The 21,572-nt window shown below is 71.8% G+C and carries 18 protein-coding genes and 1 pseudogene; 6 read left to right on the plus strand and 13 right to left on the minus strand.

Annotation, left to right across the window (positions count from 1 at the left end):
* Positions 1-19 precede the first annotated feature (19 nt).
* The gene (locus ACWCSV_RS05910; RefSeq protein WP_451138883.1) at positions 20-460 is read left to right on the plus strand and encodes a hypothetical protein; all 441 of its coding nucleotides are present in this window, start codon (positions 20-22) and stop codon (positions 458-460) included.
* The gene (locus tag ACWCSV_RS05915) at positions 457-882 is read left to right on the plus strand and encodes an ATP-binding protein (RefSeq protein WP_451138885.1); all 426 of its coding nucleotides are present in this window, start codon (positions 457-459) and stop codon (positions 880-882) included. Before ACWCSV_RS05910 ends, ACWCSV_RS05915 begins: the two co-directional genes overlap by 4 nt.
* Before the next feature lie 337 nt (positions 883-1,219).
* On the opposite strand, the gene ACWCSV_RS05920 is transcribed toward ACWCSV_RS05915, so the two are convergent.
* Together ACWCSV_RS05920 and ACWCSV_RS05925 are read right to left on the minus strand one after the other, a co-directional pair.
* Positions 1,220-2,311 carry a branched-chain amino acid aminotransferase gene (locus ACWCSV_RS05920; protein WP_451138887.1) on the minus strand — a complete coding sequence of 364 codons (1,092 nt, stop codon included), beginning with the start codon at positions 2,309-2,311 and terminating at the stop codon, positions 1,220-1,222.
* A gap of 254 nt (positions 2,312-2,565) precedes the next feature.
* The gene (locus ACWCSV_RS05925) at positions 2,566-3,606 is read right to left on the minus strand and encodes a 3-isopropylmalate dehydrogenase (RefSeq protein WP_451138889.1); all 1,041 of its coding nucleotides are present in this window, start codon (positions 3,604-3,606) and stop codon (positions 2,566-2,568) included.
* A 129-nt stretch (positions 3,607-3,735) separates the two neighbouring features.
* Here ACWCSV_RS05925 and ACWCSV_RS05930 point away from each other — a divergent pair, with 129 nt between their 5' ends.
* Positions 3,736-5,328, plus strand: coding sequence for a purple acid phosphatase family protein (locus ACWCSV_RS05930; protein ID WP_451138891.1), 1,593 nt, complete (start codon positions 3,736-3,738; stop codon positions 5,326-5,328).
* Between the two features lie 93 nt (positions 5,329-5,421).
* Here ACWCSV_RS05930 and ACWCSV_RS05935 read toward each other — a convergent pair whose 3' ends face one another.
* The 5 genes from ACWCSV_RS05935 to ACWCSV_RS05955 all read right to left on the minus strand — a co-directional run bounded on the left by ACWCSV_RS05935 (position 5,422) and on the right by ACWCSV_RS05955 (position 10,452).
* Positions 5,422-5,553, minus strand: coding sequence for a hypothetical protein (locus tag ACWCSV_RS05935; RefSeq protein WP_390962475.1), 132 nt, complete (start codon positions 5,551-5,553; stop codon positions 5,422-5,424).
* Positions 5,554-6,216: 663 nt separating this feature from the next.
* On the minus strand, positions 6,217-7,281 hold the full coding sequence (locus ACWCSV_RS05940; protein WP_451138893.1) for an iron-siderophore ABC transporter substrate-binding protein: 1,065 nt from the start codon (positions 7,279-7,281) through the stop codon (positions 6,217-6,219).
* Between the two features lie 102 nt (positions 7,282-7,383).
* Positions 7,384-8,214, minus strand: a complete 831-nt coding sequence (locus tag ACWCSV_RS05945; protein WP_451138895.1) for an ABC transporter ATP-binding protein — start codon at positions 8,212-8,214, stop codon at positions 7,384-7,386.
* Positions 8,215-8,284: 70 nt separating this feature from the next.
* Positions 8,285-9,385 (minus strand): FecCD family ABC transporter permease, encoded by a 1,101-nt coding sequence (locus ACWCSV_RS05950; RefSeq protein ID WP_451138897.1) that lies wholly within the window; start codon positions 9,383-9,385, stop codon positions 8,285-8,287.
* The gene (locus tag ACWCSV_RS05955; RefSeq protein WP_451138899.1) at positions 9,382-10,452 is read right to left on the minus strand and encodes a FecCD family ABC transporter permease; all 1,071 of its coding nucleotides are present in this window, start codon (positions 10,450-10,452) and stop codon (positions 9,382-9,384) included. The genes ACWCSV_RS05950 and ACWCSV_RS05955 overlap by 4 nt, the downstream gene beginning before the upstream one ends.
* A gap of 278 nt (positions 10,453-10,730) precedes the next feature.
* Between ACWCSV_RS05955 and ACWCSV_RS05960 the strand changes: the two genes are divergently transcribed.
* Positions 10,731-11,357 carry an MSMEG_1061 family FMN-dependent PPOX-type flavoprotein gene (locus ACWCSV_RS05960; RefSeq protein WP_451138901.1) on the plus strand — a complete coding sequence of 209 codons (627 nt, stop codon included), beginning with the start codon at positions 10,731-10,733 and terminating at the stop codon, positions 11,355-11,357.
* Positions 11,358-11,599: 242 nt separating this feature from the next.
* Here ACWCSV_RS05960 and pruA read toward each other — a convergent pair whose 3' ends face one another.
* Both pruA and ACWCSV_RS05970 read right to left on the minus strand, forming a co-directional pair.
* Positions 11,600-13,231 carry an L-glutamate gamma-semialdehyde dehydrogenase gene (gene pruA, locus ACWCSV_RS05965; protein ID WP_451138903.1) on the minus strand — a complete coding sequence of 544 codons (1,632 nt, stop codon included), beginning with the start codon at positions 13,229-13,231 and terminating at the stop codon, positions 11,600-11,602.
* Between the two features lie 48 nt (positions 13,232-13,279).
* Positions 13,280-14,206: a proline dehydrogenase family protein gene (locus ACWCSV_RS05970; RefSeq protein ID WP_451138905.1), complete on the minus strand. Its 927-nt coding sequence runs from the start codon at positions 14,204-14,206 to the stop codon at positions 13,280-13,282.
* A 237-nt stretch (positions 14,207-14,443) separates the two neighbouring features.
* Here ACWCSV_RS05970 and ACWCSV_RS05975 point away from each other — a divergent pair, with 237 nt between their 5' ends.
* Positions 14,444-15,589: a PucR family transcriptional regulator gene (locus tag ACWCSV_RS05975; RefSeq protein WP_451138907.1), complete on the plus strand. Its 1,146-nt coding sequence runs from the start codon at positions 14,444-14,446 to the stop codon at positions 15,587-15,589.
* 67 nt (positions 15,590-15,656) lie between these two features.
* On the opposite strand, the gene ACWCSV_RS05980 is transcribed toward ACWCSV_RS05975, so the two are convergent.
* The 3 genes from ACWCSV_RS05980 to ACWCSV_RS05990 form a co-directional block, all read right to left on the minus strand.
* Complete coding sequence (locus tag ACWCSV_RS05980) at positions 15,657-16,241, minus strand: hypothetical protein (protein ID WP_451138909.1); 585 nt, start codon at positions 16,239-16,241, stop codon at positions 15,657-15,659.
* Complete coding sequence (locus ACWCSV_RS05985) at positions 16,238-16,942, minus strand: hypothetical protein (protein ID WP_451138911.1); 705 nt, start codon at positions 16,940-16,942, stop codon at positions 16,238-16,240. The genes ACWCSV_RS05980 and ACWCSV_RS05985 overlap by 4 nt, the downstream gene beginning before the upstream one ends.
* 252 nt (positions 16,943-17,194) lie before the next feature.
* On the minus strand, positions 17,195-17,371 hold the full coding sequence (locus tag ACWCSV_RS05990) for a hypothetical protein (protein WP_451138913.1): 177 nt from the start codon (positions 17,369-17,371) through the stop codon (positions 17,195-17,197).
* A gap of 808 nt (positions 17,372-18,179) precedes the next feature.
* On the opposite strand from ACWCSV_RS05990, the pseudogene ACWCSV_RS05995 reads away from it, so the two are divergent.
* Positions 18,180-18,755: pseudogene (locus ACWCSV_RS05995) on the plus strand (cellulose-binding protein); the annotation flags it as partial.
* A 261-nt stretch (positions 18,756-19,016) separates the two neighbouring features.
* Here the strand turns inward: ACWCSV_RS05995 and ACWCSV_RS06000 are convergent.
* On the minus strand, positions 19,017-21,428 hold the full coding sequence (locus ACWCSV_RS06000; RefSeq protein WP_451138915.1) for a Tox-REase-5 domain-containing protein: 2,412 nt from the start codon (positions 21,426-21,428) through the stop codon (positions 19,017-19,019).
* Positions 21,429-21,572: the final 144 nt, after the last annotated feature.

Raw genomic sequence — 21,572 nt, forward strand, 5'->3', positions numbered from 1 at the left:
ACATACTCTCCCGTTCCGCTTGACCGACGCCAACTCCGCCGACAATCTGTGTACAGAAAGCAGGTATCCGTACACAGATAAACCGGAAGCCGGAAGGACAGTCATGCCCGAATCGGGCCATACCTGGCGCGTGCTCTTCAAGGGGCATCCCGGCGAGGCAAGCCACGTGCGCCGGTGGGCCCGTGGGCGGCTGAACCACGACGACGCCGAACTGATCGCCGACGAGCTGTTCGTAGCGATCCTGGTCGGCCTCACCGGCCGAAGCCCCGACGCCGTCGAGATGACCATCTCGACCGCCGGGAGCAGGGCTCGCATCAGCGCCACCGGCTTCCTGCCGCTGCCCGTGCCCGCCATGCGCGGTCCGGGCGCCCTCATCATCAGCCGGCTGAGCCACTCGTCGGGCGTCTCCCAAGACGGCCAGTGCTTATGGGCTCAGCTCCGCCCGGAGGTGACAACGTGACCAAGAACTGCACGGAAGACAGCCCCGCGAGGCTCTCCTCCTACTCCAAGACGCTCCCTCGCACACCGGCGAGCGCGGCCGTCGCACGTCAGCTCGTACGAACCGCTCTCGCCGAGTGGGGAATTGACGACCTGACCGATGACGCCACCCTGATCGTCACCGAACTGACGAGCAACTCCATCGACCACGGCCACCTGGAACAGGTGCGGGTCATCGTCTCCCGGCCGAGACCCGGCTGCGTCCGTATCGGGGTCATGGACCGCTCGAAGGTCATCCCCTTGATGCGCTCCAACCCCGACGAGAACGCTGTGCGGGGGCGAGGTCTGGTGCTGGTCGACGCGCTCAGCGAGCGCTGGGGGACCGAGCTGTACCGCTGGGGCAAGCAGGTCTGGGCGGAGTTGAGCAGTGAGGTGCGCCGGTGAAGGACGGCAAGCCCTGGGTGGGCGACCAGGTGCACGATGAGGAAACCGGGCGGGACGCGATCGTCACCGACGTCCAGGGCAACACCGTCTACGTTCTTCGCTCCGTACACGGACCTGACCTGTGGAAACGGAGAAACGGGCGCCGGCTGACAGTCGTGGTGCCCCGTGAGGAACAGAACGGGGCACCACAGGTGCCGGAGCCGGACGCCTCGGCAGGCCGAACCGCCTGACGAACACCCCCGTTCGCGCCTCGTACGACGCCCGAAGGCCGCGCCCCGTTCTTCCGTCGGGCGCGGCCTTCGTACGTACCGCGTGTGTGCGGTGGAACGACCGGCCGTCAGTCGCCCAGCGGGTGCATCCAGCCGTGGGTGTCCTCGGCGATGCCGCGCTGGATGTCCAGGAGGCGCTCGCGGAGCTTCAGGGTGATCTCGCCGGGGGTGCCATCGCCCTGGGTCCACTCGCCGCCGGCCGACTTCACCGTGCCGACGGGGGTGATCACGGCGGCGGTGCCGCAGGCGAAGACCTCCTTGAGGGTGCCGTTCGCGCTGTCCTCGCGCCACTGGTCGATGGAGACCCGTCCCTCCTCGGAGGTGTAGCCGAGGTCGCGGGCGACGGCGAGGAGGGAGTCACGGGTGACGCCGGCGAGCAGGGAGCCGGTGAGGGCGGGGGTGACGATGTGGTTCTCGTACACGAAGTAGAGGTTCATCCCGCCGAGCTCCTCGACCCACTTGTGCTCCACGGCGTCGAGGTAGGCGACCTGGTCGCAGCCCTTGGCGGTGGCCTCGGCCTGGGCGAGGAGGGAGGCGGCGTAGTTGCCGCCGGTCTTGGCGTCGCCCATGCCGCCGGGGACGGCGCGGACGCGGTCCTCGGAGAGCCAGATGGAGACGGGCTTCACACCGCCGGCGAAGTAGGCGCCTGCCGGGGAGGCGATGACGAGGAAGAGGTACTCGTTGGCGGGCTTCACGCCCAGGCCGACCTCGGTGGCGATCATGAACGGGCGGAGGTAGAAGGACTCCTCGCCGCCGTGCGCCGGGACCCATGCCTTGTCCTGCTGGACCAGCACGTCGCACGCCTCGATGAAGGTCTCCACCGGCAGCTCGGGCATGCCGAGGCGGTGGGCGGAACGCTGGAAGCGCTTGGCGTTGGCCTCGGGGCGGAAGGTGGCGACGCTGCCGTCGGGCTGCCGGTACGCCTTCAGCCCTTCGAAGATCTCCTGCGCGTAGTGCAGGACCATCGTCGCCGGGTCGAGGGAGAGCGGGGCGTACGGGACGAGCTGCCCGTCGTGCCAGCCCCGGCCTTCGGTCCACCGGATGGTGACCATGTGGTCGGTGAAGTGGCGGCCGAATCCGGGGGCGGCGAGGATCGCCTCGCGCTCCGCGTCGGACAGCGGGGAGGAAGTGGGCTTGAGCTCGATCGTGGGCGTCGTCATGAGTTGCGTGTCCTTCACGTATCTGTGTGTGAGGGACCGTGCTTCCGCCCGCTCCCGCCCGCAAGTGCGAACAAGCGCGAGGATGTCCGAACATTGCCGCGAGCTGCGGCCCCACGTCCGATTATCGCTCGTGGGCGGCCGGGCACGAAATGACGTGGTTCACGGTCCCTGGGTCGGTGGGGGCACCCGGGGCCGCGCATGCGGAAGCCGCCGGGTGCTTACGCGACCCGGCGGCTTCTTGGTGAGTCGTCGGGTCAGCCCGCTACCCGTACCGCGAGCGCGTCGCCGATCTCATCGGTGGTGCGGGTGATCCCGTCGCGCTCCGCGAGGTCGGCGGAGACGGCCGTCTCGATGCGCGCGGCCTCGGACTCGTAGCCGAGGTGGCGCAGCAGAAGGGCGACGGAGAGGATCGTGGCCGTGGGGTCGGCCTTGCCCTGGCCGGCGATGTCGGGGGCCGAGCCGTGGACGGGCTCGAACATCGACGGGAAGGCGCCGGTCGGGTTGATGTTGCCGGAGGCGGCCAGGCCGATGCCACCGGTGACGGCGGCGGCGAGGTCGGTGAGGATGTCGCCGAAGAGGTTGTCGGTGACGATGACGTCGAAGCGCTGCGGCTGCGTGACGAAGAAGATCGTCGCCGCGTCGACGTGCAGGTAGTCGGTGGTGACCTGGGGGTACTCGGCCGCGACCTTGTCGAAGGTGTTCTTCCACAGGTGCCCGGCGTAGACGAGGACGTTGTTCTTGTGGACCAGCGTCAGCTTCTTGCGGGGGCGGGCGGCGGCGCGGTCGAAGGCGTCGCGGATCACGCGCTCGACACCGTACGCGGTGTTGACGCTGACCTCGGTGGCGACCTCGGCGGGGGTGCCGGTGCGCAGCGAGCCGCCGTTGCCGGTGTACGGGCCCTCGGTGCCCTCGCGGACGACGACGAAGTCGATGTCGGGGCGGCCGGCCAGCGGGGTGGCGGTGTTCGGGAAGAGCTTCGACGGCCGCAGGTTGATGAAGTGGTCGAAGGCGAAGCGCAGCTTCAGCAGGAGCCCGCGCTCCAGCACGCCGGACGGGACCGAGGGGTCACCGATCGCACCGAGCAGGATGGCGTCGTGGCCCTTGAGGGAGTCGAGCTCCGCGTCGGGGAGGGTTTCACCCGTGCGGTGCCAGCGCTGGGCGCCAAGGTCGTACTCCTTGGTCTCCAGCTTCACGTCCTGCGGGAGGACGGCGTTGAGGACCTTCAGGCCCTGGGCAACGACTTCCTGGCCGATTCCGTCACCGGGGATCACTGCGAGATTGATGCTGCGAGACATGACCGCACCTTAGCCCTGCGTCCCACCCCATGACACCGGCCGTCCACTATACGGACACATGGTGAGCTGTACGCGTGCCGTTCACCTCGCGGACGGGATCGGGTCACTCCGGAAGTAGATGTTCTGGCCATGGACATCCCTCGCTTCGGAATCCCCGAGAAGCTCGCCGCCCGCATGAGCATGGCGGAGCAGCACGAGTACCTCCGCACCAAGCTGACGCGCCGCGGCGTGCTGCGTACGAGCGTGGCGACCGCCGCCGTCACCGGCGCGGGCCTGGGCACCGGCCTCCTCACCGCCTCACCGGCCGCCGCGCACTCCTCCTCCAAGGCAGCTCCGACGGTGCTCACCTCGCGCTCGACCACGCGGGTGGACGGCTCGCTGGTGGCGCCGTTCGGCCGTCACCTCGCCTACGGCGCCGACCCGAAGACGCAGATGAACGTCTCGTGGCAGGTCCCGTTCGCCGTGAAGCGCCCGTACATCCGCATCGGTCTCAAGCCGTGGTCGCTGAGCCGCCGCATCGACGCCGAGGTGCGCCACCTCACGACGCCGACGCTGAACAACGGCGCGATCGCCGCCGCCGAGCAGTTCTACGTGCACGCGGGTCTGGAGCGCCTGCAGCCCGGCACGACGTACTACTACGGTGTCGGCCACGACGGCTTCGACCCGGCCGACACCCGCAACCTGGGCTCGCTCGGTACGTTCACCACCGCGCCCTCGCGCGCCGAGAACTTCACCTTCACGGCCTTCGGCGACCAGGGCGTCAGCTACCACGCCCTCGGCAACGACCAGCTGCTGCTCGGCCAGAACCCGGCCTTCCACCTGCACGCGGGCGACATCTGCTACGCCGACCCCTCGGGTTCCGGCCAGGAGACCGACGTCTACGACGCGCGCACCTGGGACCAGTTCCTCGCCCAGACGGAGACCGTCGCGAAGACGGTGCCGTGGATGGTGACGACCGGCAACCACGACATGGAGGCCTGGTACTCCCCCGACGGCTACGGCGGCCAGAACGCCCGCTGGACCCTGCCGGACAACGGCCCCGACCCGGTCGGCCAGCCGGGCGTGTACTCGTTCGTCCACGGCAACGTGGCCGTCGTCGCCCTGGACGCCAACGACGTCTCGAACGAGATCCCGGCGAACCTCGGCATCAGCGGCGGCAAGCAGACGAAGTGGCTGGACCGCCGCCTCGGCGAGCTGCGCGCCCGCAAGGACGTCGACTTCGTGGTGGTCTTCTTCCACCACTGCGCCTTCTCGACCACCAACGCGCACGCCTCCGAGGGCGGGGTCCGCGAGGCGTGGGTGCCGCTGTTCGAGAAGCACCAGGTGGACCTGGTGATCAACGGCCACAACCACGTGTACGAGCGCACGGACGCGATCCGCAAGAACGCCGTCTCCCGCAAGGTGCCGATCGGCGAGCGCACGGACCCGACCCGCGACGGCATCGTGTACGTCACGGCCGGCGGCGCGGGCAAGTCGCTCTACAACTTCCCGGCCCCCGACACCTACGAGGGCCACGTCCACGACCAGGAGAGCGTGGACACGTACTACGTGGCCAAGGGCGGCGTCCACGCGGCGGAGACCGTGGAGTGGTCCCGCGTGCGGTACACCGGCTACTCGTTCCTCGCGGTCGAGATCTCGGTCGGCGCCCACCCGAGGATGAAGGTCACCGCGCTCGCCGAGTCGGGCGAGCGCATCGACCACTTCGAGGTCAGCCGCGGCTGACCCGCCGGGGTCGGCGCGGGCCCGGGGGCCTTCGCCCGTCCTCCGTCCGCCGCAGGACGGGAGACGCGACGGGACCCCCGGGCCTCAGCGGGTTCAGTGGCCGGTGGCCCCGCCGTTGTCGCGGCGGTCCAGGGCGCGCTGGAGGGCCGCGGCGGCGTTCTTGCGCTCGGCTTCGGTGGGGCGGGGAGTGTGACGGACGCGACGGCGGACGGTGGTCTCTGCCATGGGGGAACGCCTCCTGGGAATCACGGGTGACACGGACATCACGGGTCGTACGAATCACGGTTGTACGGCTCAAGTGCTCCACGGCTCACGGACAGCGCCGGTCGCGCGGAATCGCGCACGGGGGCCGGGCCGTGCTCCAGGGGTACGGCGGCGGGCGGTGAACTGCCGCCGGGTACGACGGAACCGGGTGGGAATGCCGGAAGGTGCGGGAGGGGCGCCGCAGGGATGGCCTGCATCGGGCGAACCCGCTCACCACCAGTCGCTGGTAGAAGCGAATCGTTCGGCTCCTACAACGCTAGGACACCTCGGCCGCTCTGTCCCCACAATTACTCGGACTTCCTACTATCTGAGACGGCCGCGTTCTCCGGTTTCCGCGCCGATGCCCGCGTCGGCACCCGCACCGGAGGGCGTCGCGCCTGATCAGGGACGGTGCAGCGGTCGGCTCGGGCTGTCCGGGCGGGCGGGGAGCCACTCACACCGGTGGGTGCGTCTTCGAGGGACATGTCCGTATTGATCAAAAACAGAACTGATCGAAAACGGACCGGGCCGGTGGGACGGGCGCGACCGTGCGCCCGTCCCACCGGCCCGGAGACCTGGGGTGCTTCTTCCGACTGCTGTGTGCCGGGCGACGCGGTTCGACGACGCGCCCTGGCGGGGTACCGCCTACTTCTTGACGTACTTCGCGAACTCCGGCACGACGTGGTCGATCGCGTAGGTGGTCGAGAGGATCGAGTCGGTGGCGAACGCCTGGCTCAGACCGCCCTGGTCGAAGACCATCGCGTGGCCCTCGGCGACCGCGGGGATCTTCTTGTACAGCGCGTTGGAGGTGACCTGCGCGGGCTTGAGACCGATGGGCGCGGTGACGACCAGGTCGGCGTCGAACTGGTCGAGGTTCTCCTCGGAGACGCTGACCGAGAACGCGTCGCCGGCCTGCTTCTCGATGACCGGGTTGTTCTTGAAGCCGAGCCGCTCGATGAAGTCGACGCGACCGGTGCCCGAGACGTACGCACCCCAGCCGACCGAGGTCTTCGAGGCGAGGGTGACCGTCTTGTCCTTGAACTCGGGGTGGGCCTTCGCCGCAGCGGTGAACTTGTCCTCGACGCCCTGGATCAGCTTGTCGCCCTCGGCCTTCTTGCCGAGAGCGGTGGAGACCATCCGGGTCTGCTGCTCCCAGGACAGCTTGTACTGGTCGCCACCCTTCGGGACGCCGATGACCGGGGCGATCTTGCTGAGGGTGTCGTAGCGCGTCTGGTCACCGCTGGACTTGGTGTCGAGGATGAGGTCGGGCTTGAGGGCCGCGATCTTCTCGTACTCCGGCTCCATGGTGCCGATCTTCTCGGGGCTCTTGGTGTAGAGGCCCTTGGCCCACGGGCCGACACCGTCGCCGCCGAAGGCCAGCCAGTCGCTCTCGCCGACGGGCTGGACGCCGAGGGCGAGCGCGGTCTCCGCGTCGCCCCAGCCGAGTGCGACGACCCGCTTGGGCTGCTCCTTCACCGTGATGGAGCCGAACTTGGTGTCGACGGACACCGGGAAGGCACCGGCAGAGGCGGAGGCGGTGGCCGACGTGTCCTTGGCGGAGTCGCCGGAGTCGTCGGAGGAGCAGCCGGTCGCGCCGATCAGCACGGCGGCGAGCGGAAGCGCCAGCAGGCCGAGGGAGGCGCGGGACCGGGTGGGGGTGCCGGAACGACGGGCGAGAGGGTTCCGGAGACGCACGTTCTTCATGCCCATGAGGTTAGCCTAACCTTATACGCTTCTCGCGTGGGGGGTCCGGAACGTACAATTCCCGGCGTTTCGGGCCGAGTTGGCCCCACCTCGACACCGAAGCACACCTCAGGCGGCGGCCACGTCCTCGCGTGCCGCTTCCGGCACGTGGTGGCGGCCGATCGGAACGATCATCGGGGTGCCGGAGGCCGGGTCGGGGACGACCGAGCAGCGCATCCCGAAGACCTCGGTGACCAGTTCCCCTGTGACGATCTCGGTGGGGCGGCCCTCGGCGACGATCCGGCCGTCCTTCATCGCGACCAGGTGGTCGGCGTACCGGCAGGCGAGGTTCAGGTCGTGCAGCACGGCGACCATGGTCACCCCGCGCTCCCGGTTGATGTCGGTGAGCAGGTCGAGGACGTCCAGCTGGTGGCTGATGTCGAGATAGGTGGTCGGCTCGTCGAGCAGCAGTACGTCGGTGTGCTGGGCGATCGCCATGGCGATCCAGACGCGCTGACGCTGGCCGCCGGAGAGCTCGTCGACCGGGCGCTCGGCGAGTTCCAGCACGTCGGTGGCGACGAGCGCCTCGGCCACCGCCGCGTCGTCCTCGGCGGTCCAGGAGCGCAGCCAGCCCTGGCGCGGGTAGCGGCCGCGGCCGACCAGGTCGGCGACGGTGATGCCCTCGGGGGCCACCGGGGTCTGCGGGAGGATGCCGAGGATCCCGGCGACCGCCTTGGTCGGCATGGACCGGATGTCCTTGCCGTCCAGCAGGACGGTGCCCGCCGAAGGGGCGAGCAGCCGGGCGAGGGAGCGCAGCAGGGTGGACTTGCCGCAGGCGTTGGGGCCCACGATCATCGTCACGCCGCCCGGCGGGATGTCGATGTCGAGGTCCTTGACGATGTCCCGGCTGCCGTATCCGAGGCGCAGTCCGCGCGCTCCCAGGCTGTGTTCCGCGCTCACGCGGCACTCCCCTTCTTCTGGTCGTTGCCGGCCCTTGCCGGTTCTGCGTGCGAGGCCGGACGCGGGCGGGTCATCCGCCCTGTCCCGAACGGTTGGCGCGGATCAGCAGCCACATCAGGTAGGGGGCGCCGATCATGCTGGTGACGACGCCCACGGGGAGCTGCCCGGAGGCGCCCATCGGCAGGTCGACGAGGTCCAGCACGTGCTGTGCGGCGAAGTCGGCGACCAGCACCAGCAGCGCCCCTGTCAGCCCGGAGGCGACCAGCGAGGCGCCGCGCCCAGGGGCCAGCCGGCGGGCGACGGGCGCGGAGACGAAGGCGACGAACCCGACCGGTCCGGCGGCGGCGGTCGCCACCCCGGCCAGCGCGACGGCGCAGCAGAGCAGCTGGAGCCTGCCCCGCTCGGTGCGGGCGCCCAGTCCGGCGGCGGTGTCGTCGCCGAGCTGGAGTACGGGCAGCTGCCGGGCGGCCAGGAACAGCAGCGGCAACAGCACCACGAGCGCCCAGGCCAGGGGTTGCAGCAGGTCCCAGGAGCGGCCGTTGAGGCTGCCGGTGAGCCAGAGCAGCGCCGACTGCGCCTCGGTGACCTCGGAGCGGGTCATCAGGTACGAGACCACGCTGGACAGCCCCGCGCCGATCCCGATGCCGACGAGGACGAGCCGGGCGCCGCTCACTCCGCGCCGCCAGGCGAGCGCGTAGATCAGCGCGGCGGTGAGCAGGGCTCCGACCAGGGCGAACACGGAGAGCAGCACTCCGCTGACGGCGAAGAGCGAGGAGGCGAGCACAGCGGCGACGGAGGCGCCCGAGCTGATGCCGATGACGTCGGGGCTGGCCAGCGGGTTGCGCAGCAGGCTCTGGAAGACCGCGCCGGAGAGCCCGAAGGCGATCCCGACCAGGACGGCCATCAGGGCGCGGGGCATCCGCAGCTCGCCGACGATGAACCAGGTGGCGGCGTCGGCGCGCCCGGTGAGGGCGGCGAACACGTCGGAGAGCGGTACCGCCATGTCCCCGTACGCCAGCGAACCGCACAGGACGGCGACAGTGGCGACGGCGAGGACCACGCAGACCAGGAGGTAGCGGGCGCGGCCGTTGCGGCGGACCCGGACGACCTCGCGTACGGCGGCGGAGGAGCCGGGGACGGTCCCACCGGGAGGGGCTGCGGGGGCGGTCACAGTTCCACCAGCTTCCTGCGGCGCACCAGGATCACGAAGGGGATGCACCCGATGACGGCGGTGACGATGCCGACCTGCACCTCGGCGGGGCGGGCGACCAGGCGGCCGGCGATGTCGGCGACGAGCAGCAGGATGGGGGCGAGGACCGCGCTGTAGGCGAGGACCCAGCGGTTGTCGGGGCCGGTGATGAGCCGGGCGGCGTGCGGGACGACCAGCCCGACGAACCCGATGGGTCCGGCGATCGCGGTGGCCGCGCCGCAGAGCAGGACCACGGCGAGGGCGGCGGCGGCGCGGGCCAGGCCCACCCGCTGGCCGAGGCCGCGGGCCACGTCGTCGCCGAGGGCCAGGGCGTTGAGCTGGGGGCCGAGGGCGAGGGCGAGGAGGGAGCCGGCCACGATGAACGGCAGCACCTGCCAGAGCGCGTCGGTCTCCCGTCCGGAGAGCGAGCCGACCTGCCAGAAGCGGAACTGGTCGAAGGTCTTGCTGTCCGTCAGCAGCAGCGCGGTGGTGAGCGAGCCGAGGAACGCGGTGGTCGCGGCTCCGGCGAGCGCCAGTTTGACCGGGGTGGCGCCCTCCCTGCCGATCGAGCCGACACCGTAGACGAAGAGGGCGGCGAGCAGCGCGCCGCCGAAGCCGAACCAGATGTACTGCCCGGGGGCGGTGAGCCCGAGGACGCCCATGGCGAGGACCACGGAGACGGACGCTCCGGCGTTGACGCCGAGCAGGCCCGGGTCGGCCAGGGGGTTGCGGGTGACGCCCTGCATGAGCGCTCCGGCGAGGCCGAGGGCGACCCCGGCGAGGATTCCGGCGCAGGTGCGCGGGATGCGGACCGTTTGGACGATGACGTCGGTGCGCCGGGCGTCGTCGGGGCTGACCAGGCCGTGCCACACGTCGGCGAGGGGGACGTGCCCCGATCCGACGGCGAGGCTGACCGCGGCGATCAGCACGAGGACCACCAGCCCGGCCACGAGGCCGGCGGCGAGTGCGGGGCGCGAGCCCTTGCGGCGGACACCACCGGCCTGCGGTGCGGTGCGCGCCGTCGGCAGGGTGGCGGAGGCCGGGTTCACCGGGCACCTGTCGCGGTGGCCGGTATCGCGTCCGGCATCGTTCGCTCCTCAACGGCTCCGCGTAAAGCCGGTATCCGGTTCACGCAGGGGGAATGCCCGCGAGGAGATCACCCGAGGGCCTACAGTAAGGTGACCCTAACATCGTAAGGGTGTACGGAAAAAACCGGTCCGGGGCGAAATGGCCCGGGGCCCGACCGTCCGGATCCGGCCACCCAAGCGTGCCGGCGAGGGCGACCTCCGCCCGTGCGTACCGCCAGGTCACCTGCCAGGAAGTCGTCTTGAGCCTCATCGCAGCGCCCGCCGCCGTCCAGCCAGCCGCCGCCCCGCTCTCCGCCGTCGCCGTCCCGCCCGCCACCGTCGCCCCGCTCGACCGCGACGGCTGGGTCGAGCTCGCCGCCCCCGGGGAGCTGACCGAACTCCTCGGCGCCCCGCACCCGATCGTCATCGAGAAGGTCCACGACCGGCTGACGGAGGAGGACCTGAGGCTCATCGGCCAGTCCCCGTTGTGCACGGTCGCCACCTCGGACGCGGCGGGCAACTGCGACGCCTCGCCGAAGGGCGGGGAGCCCGGCTTCACGCTGGTCCTGGACGAGCGCACCCTCGCGCTGCCGGACCTCCCGGGCAACCGCCGCTCCGACGGCTTCCGCAACATCCTGCAGAACCCGCACGTCGGCCTGCTCTACTTCATCCCCGGCGTGATGGACGTGCTCCGCGTCAACGGCCGCGCCCGGGTCCTGCGGGACGCGCCGTTCTTCGACGGGCTGGCGGACGCGAAGGGCACCCGGCCGCAGCTGGCCATGGTCGTCGAGATCGACGAGATATTCCGGCACTGCCCCGCGTCCCTGCGCCGCTCCGGCGTCTGGAAGCCCGACACCTGGAGCGCGGCGCCCGAGCGGCGCGGCTGAGGCCGCGGGCCGTACCCGTACATCCGCCACCGCACCCCCCGGCCGCTCACGGCCGGGGGGTGCGGTGGCGTCCGGACCCTTGCCCGGACGGGCCACGCACGGCCGGACCCGCGCTCGGCCGGACCCTCACACCGCCGGCCCCCGCACGGCCGGTGAAAGCAGGCCGCCCCCGTCCGGCAGGGGGGGTGCCGGACAGGGGCGGGGTTCTGGGCGGGGCGCCGGTATGCGGCGCCCCGGGGGCGTCAGCCCTGGTGGGGGTAGGTGTACTCGGTCGGCGGGACCAGCGTCTCCTTGATGGCGCGGGTCAGTGTCCAGCGCTGGAGGTTCTGCGGGGCACCGGCCTTGTCGTTGGTGCCGGAGGCGCGGCCGCCACCGAAGGGCTGCTGGCCGACGACGGCACCGGTCGACTTGTCGTTGATGTAGAAGTTGCCCGCCGCGTAGCGGAGCTTCTCCATCGTGTGGGCCGCGGCGGCGCGGTCGTTGGCGATGACGGAACCGGTCAGGGCGTAGTCGGAGACCGACTCCATCTGGTCCAGCATCGCGTCGTACTGGTCGTCCTCGTACACGTGCACGGCGAGGATCGGGCCGAAGTACTCGGTCGTGAAGACCTCGTTCTCCGGGTCGGTGCACTCGATGACGGTCGGGCGGACGAAGTAGCCCACCGAGTCGTCGTAGGTGCCGCCCGCGACAATCGTGCACGCCGGGTCGGCGGCGGCTCGGTCGATGGCGGCCTTGTTCTTGGCGAACGAGCGGTCGTCGATGACGGCGCCCATGAAGTTCGACAGGTCGGTGACGTCGCCCATGGTGATGGCGTCGACCTCGGCCGCGAACTTCTCCTTGAAGCCGGAGTTCCAGATGGAGGCCGGGACGTACGCACGCGAGGACGCGGAGCACTTCTGGCCCTGGTATTCGAAGGAGCCGCGGGTCAGCGCGGTCTTCAGCACGGCCTGGTCGGCCGACGGGTGGGCGACGACGAAGTCCTTGCCACCGGTCTCTCCGACGAGCCGCGGGTACGTGCGGTAGTTGGCGATGTTGGTGCCGACCGTCTTCCACAGGTGCTGGAAGGTGGGGGTCGAGCCGGTGAAGTGGATGCCGGCCAGGTCGCGGTGGTTGAGCGCGACCTCGGAGACGGCGATGCCGTCGCCGGTCACCAGGTTGATGACGCCCTTGGGCAGTCCGGCCTCTTCCAGTAGCTGCATCAGCAGCACGGCGGCGTGGGTCTGCGTCGGGGACGGCTTCCACACGACGACGTTGCCCATGAGCGCCGGAGCGGTCGGCAGGTTGCCCGCGATGGCGGTGAAGTTGAAGGGCGTGATCGCGTAGACGAAGCCCTCCAGCGGGCGGTGGTCCATGCGGTTCCACACGCCGGTGGAGTTGGCCGGCGGCTGCTCGGCGAGGATCTGGCGCGCGTAGTGCACGTTGAAGCGCCAGAAGTCGACGAGCTCGCAGGGGGTGTCGATCTCGGCCTGCTGGGCGGTCTTGCCCTGGCCGAGCATCGTGGAGGCGGCCATCGTCTCGCGCCACGGGCCGGAGAGCAGCTCGGCGGCGCGCAGGATGATCGCGGCGCGGTCGTCGAAGGCCATCGCGCGCCAGGCCGGGGCGGCGGCGAGCGCGGCGTCGATCGCGTCCTGGGCGTCCTGCTCGGTGGCACCGGCGAAGGTACCGATGACGGCGCGGTGGTTGTGCGGCTGCACGACGTCGACGCGGGCGCCGCCGCCCATCCGCTTCTCGCCACCGATGGTCATCGGGAGGTCGATCGGGTTCTCGCCGAGCTCCTTGAGCTTCGCCTCCAGGCGGGCGCGCTCGGGGGTACCCGGGGCGTAGGAGTGGACCGGCTCGTTGACCGGCGCGGGGACCTGGGTGACAGCATCCATGAGTGCCTTGTCTCCTTGGTTCGTCGGGGTGGGGGGTGGGAGCCGGACTCAGCCCTTGGTGAGGATGGAGCGCGCGAAGAAGAGGAGGTTGGCCGGCTTCTCCGCGAGGCGGCGCATGAAGTAGCCGTACCAGTCGGTGCCGTACGCGGTGTAGACGCGCATGCGGTGGCCCTCCGCGGCGAGGCGGACGTGCTCGTCGCTGCGGATGCCGTAGAGCATCTGGAACTCGTACTCGTCCAGCTTGCGGCCGGCCTGGCGGCCGAGTTCCTGGGCGATGGCGACGAGACGCGGGTCGTGCGACCCGATCATCGGGTAGCCGTCGCCCTCCATGAGGATCTTCATGATGCGGACGTACGCCTTGTCGATCTCGGCCTTGTCCTGGTACGCGACGGAGGCGGGCTCCTTGTACGCACCCTTCACGATACGCACGCGGCTGCCCGCGGCGGCGAGCCGACGGGCGTCGTCCTCGGTGCGGAACAGGTACGCCTGGATCACGCAGCCGGTCTGCGGGAAGTCCTTCCGCAGCTCCTCGTGGATGGTGAACATCGAGTCGAGGGTGGTGTGGTCCTCGGCGTCCAGGGTGACCGTGGTGCCGATGGCGGCGGCGGCCTCGACGACCGGGCGGACGTTCGCGAGGGCCAGCTCGTGGCCGTCTTCGAGGGCTTGGCCGAACATGGAGAGCTTGACGGACATCTCGGCCTTGGCGCCGAGGTCCAGGTCCTTCAGGCGGCCGATCAGCTCAAGGTAGGCGTCGCGCGCGGCGGCGGCCTCGGCGGGCGTGGTGATGTCCTCGCCGACCACGTCGAGGGTGAGCTCCAGGCCCTTCCCGACGGACTCGCGGATGACGGGCAGGACGTGGTCGACGTTCTCACCGGCGATGAAGCGGTCGACGACCTGCTTGGTGCCCGGCGCGGCCGAGACGAACCGGCGCATCCGGTCGCTGCGCGACGCGGCGAGAATCACGGGACCCAGCACGGGGCACCTCCACGAAAGTACTGATGATCGGCTGCATGGACGGCTGTACGAGTGGCTGCGCACGGCTGTGCGCGTACGGGCCGGTACGGGCGAAACCGTCGAACCGGTCCGGACCATGACAGCACGGAGAACCACGGTGAAATCTATGGATTGCACCGAACGTGTGCCATCGACAGCTGTCACGCATCGGCGCTCACCACCTCAGACATCTGTCTGAACGGATGCGAGAATGGCGGCATGAAAGGCGACTACCAGGAACTCGTCGACGAGATCTCCGGGCTGCTGAGCGCCCCCGCCACCCTGGAGAACCGCGACTTCGGCCTGATCGCCTTCGGTGTGCACGACAGCGACGACGACACCGCCATGGACCCGGTCCGCACCCGGTCGATCCTGACCCGCCGCTCCACCCCTGCGGTCCGCGCCTGGTTCGAGGGGTTCGGCATCACCCGGGCGACCGGCCCGGTCCGTATTCCGGCGGGCCCGGAGGCCGGGGTCCACCTCAGCCGGATCTGCCTCCCGGTCCGCCACCGGGGCGTGGTGCTCGGCTATGTATGGCTGCTGGACGCCGAACCGGGCCCGACCGACGAACGGCTGGCCGCGGCCATGGAGGTGGCGGACCGGATCGGGGCGCTCCTCGCCGACGAGGTCCGGGCGGGCGCGGACCTCTCGCGCGAGCTGGGCGCCGCCCTCACGGCGGGGCGCGGCTGGCAGCGGGACATGGCGCTGACCGCGCTCCGGGAGGCGCTGGGCGCCGACGCCGACGGGCTGCACGCGGTGGTCTGCGTCTCCCCGTGGGCGGCCGAGGACACCCCGTCGGCGCGTACGGTCCCCTCGGCGGCGGCGCTCACCGTGGTGGCCTCGCCCGGGGCCGACGCGCTCTGCCTGGCCGCGCTCGTACGGCTGCGCTCCGCGGAGGCGCCCGGTCCGGCGAACACCGCCGCCGACCGTCTCCGCGCCGAGGCGGGCGGGGCCGCCACCGCCGGGGTCGCCGTACCGCGCCGGGGCCTGGCCGAGCTGGCCGACGCCTGGCGCGAGGCGGTGTCGGCGGCCCGCGCGGCGGCGGCCGAACCCCGGTTCGGACCGGTCGCCCCGTGGTCCGGCATCGGTCCGTACCGCCTGCTGACCGCCCTGCCCCGCACCCCCGCGGGCCCCGACCCCTCGGTGGCCGCACTGCTGGCCCCGGCCCACGCGGAGCTGGCCCGCACGGCGGAGGCCTTCCTCGACCTCGCGGGCCAGGCCGGCCGGACGGCCGCCGAGCTGGGCATCCACCGCCAGACGCTGTACTACCGGCTCTCCCGGGTCCAGCAGCTCACCGGGCTCGACCTGGGCGACGGCGAGGACCGGCTGCTGCTGCACATGGCGCTGAAGGCGGCCCGGCTCTGACAACGGCCCGGCTCCGAGGACGGGCCGGCCCTGGGGTCGGCCCGTCCCTGGGACCGGCACCGGGCGGTCAGCCGTCGCCCCGGTCCGCGTCGCCCCGGTCCGCGTCGCCCTGGTCCGCGTCGCCCTGGTCCGCCTCGTCCTGGTCCGCCTCGACAACGGGCTCCCCGCTGACCAGCGCGACCATCACCAGGGGCGCGTCCCCGTCGCTGTGGCCGACGCTCACGCCCACCCACCGCTCGCGGCCGGGCAGCGGCCCCCAGACGCTGAGGTCGCCGTAGCAGTCCGCGCCGAGCAGTGCCGCGTGGAGCGGGGGCAGGGGCAGTCCCGCCTGCCGGCGGAACAGCGCGGGGTGCATCGCCACCCGGCCGTGCGGCCCCCATCGGACGTCCAACTCGGCCACCAGTGCATCGAGTTGCCGCCGGGCCGCACCCTCCGCGTCGGTCCAGTCGCTCCCGTGCACGCCGGTGAGGCCGTCGCTCTCCCAGAGCGGAACGATCCGGAAGCCCTCCCCGGTGGTGGCCCGCCACTCCCCCGTCACCGGGTCGCCCTCGCCGAGGGTGGGCCCCGCCGCCGGCACGGGCCCCGCCGCCAGGGCCGTCACCTCGGCCACGGCCCGCCCGGTGTCGAAGGGCTCCCCGGCGCGGACGCTCACAGCGCCGCCCGGTCCAGCGGCCGGGGCAGCGGCCGGAGCGCCCCGGCCGTGCTCAGCGCCTCGTACGCGGCGAGCACCTCGGCCGTACCGCCGAGGGCCAGCAGGAGACCCCCGCCGGGAAGCTCCTCCCGGGCGGCCCCGATCCCGTCCGGGACCAGGGCAGCCCGCACGGGTGAGAGGTAGCTGTACCGGCCCACGACCGGGTCGCCGACCGTGTAGCCGGCCTCGTCCTCCAGGGCGTCGAGGAGGTCGTCGTCGCTGACGTCGCCGAAGTCCGGCTGCCAGGCGCGTGCGAGGGCGGCGAGCAGTTCACCCTCGGGCACCTCGGCGCCGTCCGGTGCGTCGACGGCCGCCACCACGGACTGGAGCAGGAACTCCGGTGCGCCGCCCGCGAGTCCGCCGATCTCCACCCGAACTCCGTTGGCCGGGGCGGCGATCAGCCGCAGGCCGGTGCCGACCCGGTCGGACCAGTCGTCGGCGGCGCGCGCCTCCCGCAGCACCTCGGCCAGCGGCTCCCGCCCCGGGGCGAGCGGGGCGTCGTCCGCCCCGGACGCCCGGACGCGCCGCCACGCCCAGCCGGGGCCGGTCACCGCACCCCCGAGGACTTCGGCCACCTGCCGGAGCGTCAGCTCCCAGCGCCCGGCCAGCTCTTCGACGGATTCCATCCGCGGGCCCCAGAAGCCCCGCACCACACGCCGCATCCGCTTCCTCCGTCGCCGGTCTCCGAGGCGTCGCGCCGTGCCCGACGCCGCTCGCGTCAGCAGGCTAGCGCCTCGGCCCCGGGGCGGTCCGGCCACTCGCCGAGGTTCCGGATCGCCGCGAACACCGTCGCGGGCAGCGCGTGAAGCGCCCCGACGGCCGAAACCCGAGCCGGGCAAGCGTGCGGCCCGGCCCGGACGGTGGTGACATTCACCTCGTCGGCCGCCTCGTCGACCGGCGGGCGCCGGATCCGCTCAGTCGACGAGACGGTTGAGGAACGGTACGGCGACGGCGAAGGCGGCGCTCCCGGCGAGCACCGCTTGGGCAGCAACCGCTCCCGCCAGCGCGGTCAGCACTCCGGCTCCCAGACCGGCAAGCAGCCCCAGCAGCAGAATGAATGCCGCGCGCAACGACAACAACGGTCCGTTCACTTCGACTCCTCAGCGAGAGTTTCCAACGGCTGCTTCCCGCAGCCCCTTTCGCAGCTTGCGGTCGGCGCCGCGTGTTGCGGAACGGAAACAGTGCCCGTTTCCGCAGGTGGCAACAGATTCCTCGCCAATGCGTGTCCCGGCGCCACGACGGGCCGTCACAGTGGGACCCGACGGGGGATGGCTGGTACGAGGAGGCCGCATGTGGGAAGAGGGAAGCCGGCACGACCAGGAAGGCCGCGGCGGGACACCGTTCGAGGAGACGGAGGACGTTGCCGGGCTCGGCCCTCTGGCCGACGGACTGCCACCCGAGGTCCGCGAGTTCGTCAGGGCGATGCGCGGCCTGTTCAAGGCGACCGGCAAGACGCTCCGCCAGTTCGCGGCCTATCACCACATCAGTGCGCCCTCCGTGTCCCGCTACCTGAGCGGCAAGCGCATCCCCGACAAGTACGTCGTCGACGCTCTGTTGAAATCCGCCTGCAAGGCTCACGACGTCGATCTCACCCCCGATGTGCAGGCGTACGCGTACCGGCTGCATCGCGAGGCGCTCCTGACCCAGCCGGGCCGCTACCAGTTGCAGATGGCCAGCGACAGACTGGAGGACGCGATTCTCGAGCGGGAGCAGGCCGAGCTCCAGATCCGCGACCTACGACTGAGTGTTTCCGACCAGAAACACCAGCTGAGCCGTCTCGAAGGGCAGAAACGTGAAATCGAGCGCCGGGCCGCCTCGGAACGGGGGCGGTCGGCGGCGGAGATCGAGGTCTATCGCGGAAGGGAACGCGATCTGGAGGAGCAGTGCGACGAACTGCGTGAGGAGATCGACCGTCTCGAGGTGGAACTCGAGCAGGCTGAGCACGATCGCGACCAGGCACGGGCCCGCTGCGCCGAGCTGGAGACGGAGATCGCCGCCGTCGAGGAAGGGGCCGAGCGTGAAGCACTCGAAATGAGGGTGGCGGAAGCGCGGCGGGAGATGGCCGACGCCTCCGTGCTCGCCGAGAAGCGCCTCGGGGAGTTGCAGGACGCTGCGGATCAGGCCCAGATGCTGCGGGACCAGGCCATTCGAGACGCCCAGCAGCGGCGCGACGAGGCGGACGACCTCTTCGAGGAGACCCGTGCCAAGGCCGCCCAGGCCGCCGCGGACTTCGAGACCAACCTGGCGAAGCGCCGCGACCAGTCGGAGCGCGACCTGGCGGCCCGTCAGGGCAAGGCCGAGAAGCGTCTGACGGAGATCGAGCACCGCGCGGAGCAGCTCCGCCTGGAGGCCGAGAAGCTCCGTACGGACGCCGAGCGCCGGGCCCGCCAGACGGTGGAGACCGCGCAGCGCCAGTCCGAGGACATCGTGGCCGACGCGAACGCCAAGGCCGACCGCATCCGCAGTGGTCCGGAGACTTCGGTCGACGACGCTTTCGAGCCCTTCTGGTTCGCGGTACCGGACAGAAGGACGTTCCGGCTGCTCGGAAGCGTCCCGGGCGGCGCGGAGACCGCGGAACTGGTACCGGGGACCTGGTACCTGGCGCTGGCGCGTCGCGGAGACGGCCTTGTCGCGGAGGACAGGGCGACTGGACTGCGCGGCATCCTCCAGGACACCACCGGACTCCACCGCGCCAACGCTTGAGAGGACCGTCCCGACGCCCCGCTCCGGGCGGCCTCAGTCGAACGCCCCCGGCTTCCGCGCGCTGTCGATCGGCTTCTGCGCGGTGTGCACCACCTTGATCGGCAGTCCCTCCTCACGGAAGGCGGCGCGGGCGGCCTTGGCCACGTCCGGGTCGGAGAAGTGCCATTCGACCGCGCGCCCTCCGGACGCCTCCACCTGGGCGCGGGCCTCCGCGAGGAACTTCTCCTTGCCGGACGAGGTGAGAGCGGTCCTGCCCGGCTGGGCGAGGTAGCTGGTGTACCCGTTCTTGGCCTCCAGGAAGGTCTGGCGGCTGGAGTCCCAGCCGTCGTACTCGACCGCCGGCTTGCCCTCCTTGGGGCTGGGCACGACGTACTCCCGGCCGCGGGTCGTGCCGGTGACCTGCTCCTGGTAGCGGAGCCAGGACTCGTTGGTCCAGTTGGGCTGGGGGTTGCGGTCGCGGCTCGCCCAGTAGCCGTCCCCGAGATCGGCGGAGCCCAGCTCGGGGTCGTTCAAGTCCTTCGCCCAGGGCGCCGGTTCGTAGTTGCGCGGGTCCGAGGTGTCGCCGTGGCGGGGCTCCGGGTACTGCTTCAGGTCCTCGGCCGCCTTACGGGCGCGCTCGGGCTCCTCCAGCCGCTTCTTCTCCAGTGCGGCGGCGCGGGCGTCGGCGCGGGCCTTCTCCGCCGCCTCCTTGGCGGCCGTGTCGCAGCCGCCGTCCGCGAGGACGATCCGGCCGCCGGAGCCCGCCGCGAGGATGCCGGTGCCCGGCCCGGCGACCCCTCCGGCCTCCGGGTTCCGGCCTCCGCCGGAGTCCCCGTCTCCGCCGACGCGTACGAGCGGCGGTCCGGAGGCGATGACGCAGCCGGTCCTGCGCGCCGCGTCCTCCGCCTTGTCCGCGGCCTCGTCGGCCTCCTTGGCCGCCTTGCTCAGCGCGTCGAGGTCGCCCGCCTCGGCTGCCTTGGCCGCCCGCCGGGCCGCCGCGCCGGCGTCCCCGGCCGCCTCGGCCACCTCTTCGGCGGCCTTGCCGATCTTGCCGAGTTCGCCGACCTTCCCGGCGACCTTGCCGACGTCGTACCCCGGGATGAAGAGCGAGCCGACGTTCCACAGCACGTCGGTGACGGCGCGCGTCATCTCGCCGTTGTTCCACCGGTCGCGCACCTCGTCGCCGACGAACACGGTGTCGCCGACGCTGACGACGGTGTTGACCGAGGCCTTGCCCCAGTCGAAGACCGCGCCCAGGTAGTCCCCGTCGCCCCACTTGCCCGAGGCGTCCTTGGAGTCCTGCATCCAGTCGTGGCCGAGCTGCTTGCCGTAGTCGGCGATGCCGGACCAGGTCTCGGGCTTGACGAGGCTGACGATGCCGGTGACGTCACCCCAGACACCGTCGACCGCGACACCCTTGACCACCTGGGTGGTCTGGTCCCAGGCGCAGCCGAGGAGTCCCCAGCCGCCGCAGTCCTTGCCGTCGTCCTTGCCACCCGAGTCGGACCCGGGGCCGGGATCAGAGTCGGTGGCTTGGACCGGGGTGTCGTAGGCGGCCTCCGGCTCCTCGCTCGTCTCGGGGTACGTGTCGGTGCTGCCGGACGTCCCGCCGGAAGTGCCGCCGACCGTCCCGCCGGTGGAACCTCCGGCCGTGGTGCCGCCCCCGGTCGACGAACCCCCGGTCGTCGTGGAGCCGCCCGTCGTCGTGGTGCCGCCGTCCGGGGTGCCCCCGGTGGTGGTCGAGGAGGCCTCGCCCGTGGAGCCCGCACCGCCGCTCGCGCCGGCGCTCCCGTCCGTACCGGAACTTCCGCCCGTACCACCGCTCACGTCCGTACCGGCGCTTCCGCCCGTACCGCCGCTGGTGCCGCTGCCGGCCTCCACCGAACCGCTGCCGGAGACCGGGCACGAGGAGCCGGTGAGGGAGCAGATCGCGGACTGGAGGCCGTCGGTGATCCGGCCGCCGAGGCCGCCGACCGTGAGCGCCCCGATGAGCGCGACGACGATGAGGACCAGGCCCAGGTACTCCAGGGCGGTCTGGCCCCGGTCGCGCCGCCAGGTGATCAGGTGCGGGAAGGAGAACTCCGGCTTCTCCGCGCGCCGTCCGGGCGGCAGCAGGAACCACTCCCGGCTCCGCCGCCGGAAGAGCAGGATCAGGACCGTCGCGGGGACGAGGAGCTGGGTGAAGCCGTGCGGCGAACCGTCGGCGAGGTTCGCGAGGCCCCCGGCCACCAGCCAGAGCTGGAGGGCGGTCAGCGCCCACCGGAGGCCGTTGCCGCCTTCGTGGAGCCGGCGCGAGAGCCACCAGGCCAGCACCCCGGGCAGGGCCGCCCAGGCCGCGACGCCGAGGAGTTCGCCGCCCACCGCGTCCACCGCGAACGCCGAGCCGAACAAGCCGAGCGCGCCCACCGCGGTCGCGGCGGCCAGTACCAGCAGGAGAATCTGCGCCAGGGCCAGCGCGCGAGGCATCGGCTGCCTGCCGCCGGGCGCCGGAGCGGCCCCTCCGCCAACGGATGTCCCACCGACTGCCGACATGCTGACCCCAACCCCCGGTGCCCGTACGCGACACGACTGCCGCACACGCTAGGGCGGGGCGGCAGTCGGAGTCGTGGG

Source organism: Streptomyces sp. NPDC001770 (assembly GCF_053596135.1).

Bases quoted from the DNA above. Each gene is read 5' to 3' on its own strand.
- ACWCSV_RS05920 (WP_451138887.1), bottom strand. From the start codon at position 2,311: ATGACGACGCCCACGATCGAGCTCAAGCCCACTTCCTCCCCGCTGTCC.
- ACWCSV_RS05975 (WP_451138907.1), top strand. From the start codon at position 14,444: ATGAAAGGCGACTACCAGGAACTCGTCGACGAGATCTCCGGGCTGCTG.
- pruA (WP_451138903.1), bottom strand. From the start codon at position 13,231: ATGGATGCTGTCACCCAGGTCCCCGCGCCGGTCAACGAGCCGGTCCAC.
- ACWCSV_RS05925 (WP_451138889.1), bottom strand. From the start codon at position 3,606: ATGTCTCGCAGCATCAATCTCGCAGTGATCCCCGGTGACGGAATCGGC.
- ACWCSV_RS05985 (WP_451138911.1), bottom strand. From the start codon at position 16,942: ATGCGGCGTGTGGTGCGGGGCTTCTGGGGCCCGCGGATGGAATCCGTC.
- ACWCSV_RS06000 (WP_451138915.1), bottom strand. From the start codon at position 21,428: ATGCCTCGCGCGCTGGCCCTGGCGCAGATTCTCCTGCTGGTACTGGCC.
- ACWCSV_RS05930 (WP_451138891.1), top strand. From the start codon at position 3,736: ATGGACATCCCTCGCTTCGGAATCCCCGAGAAGCTCGCCGCCCGCATG.
- ACWCSV_RS05935 (WP_390962475.1), bottom strand. From the start codon at position 5,553: ATGGCAGAGACCACCGTCCGCCGTCGCGTCCGTCACACTCCCCGCCCC.
- ACWCSV_RS05940 (WP_451138893.1), bottom strand. From the start codon at position 7,281: ATGGGCATGAAGAACGTGCGTCTCCGGAACCCTCTCGCCCGTCGTTCC.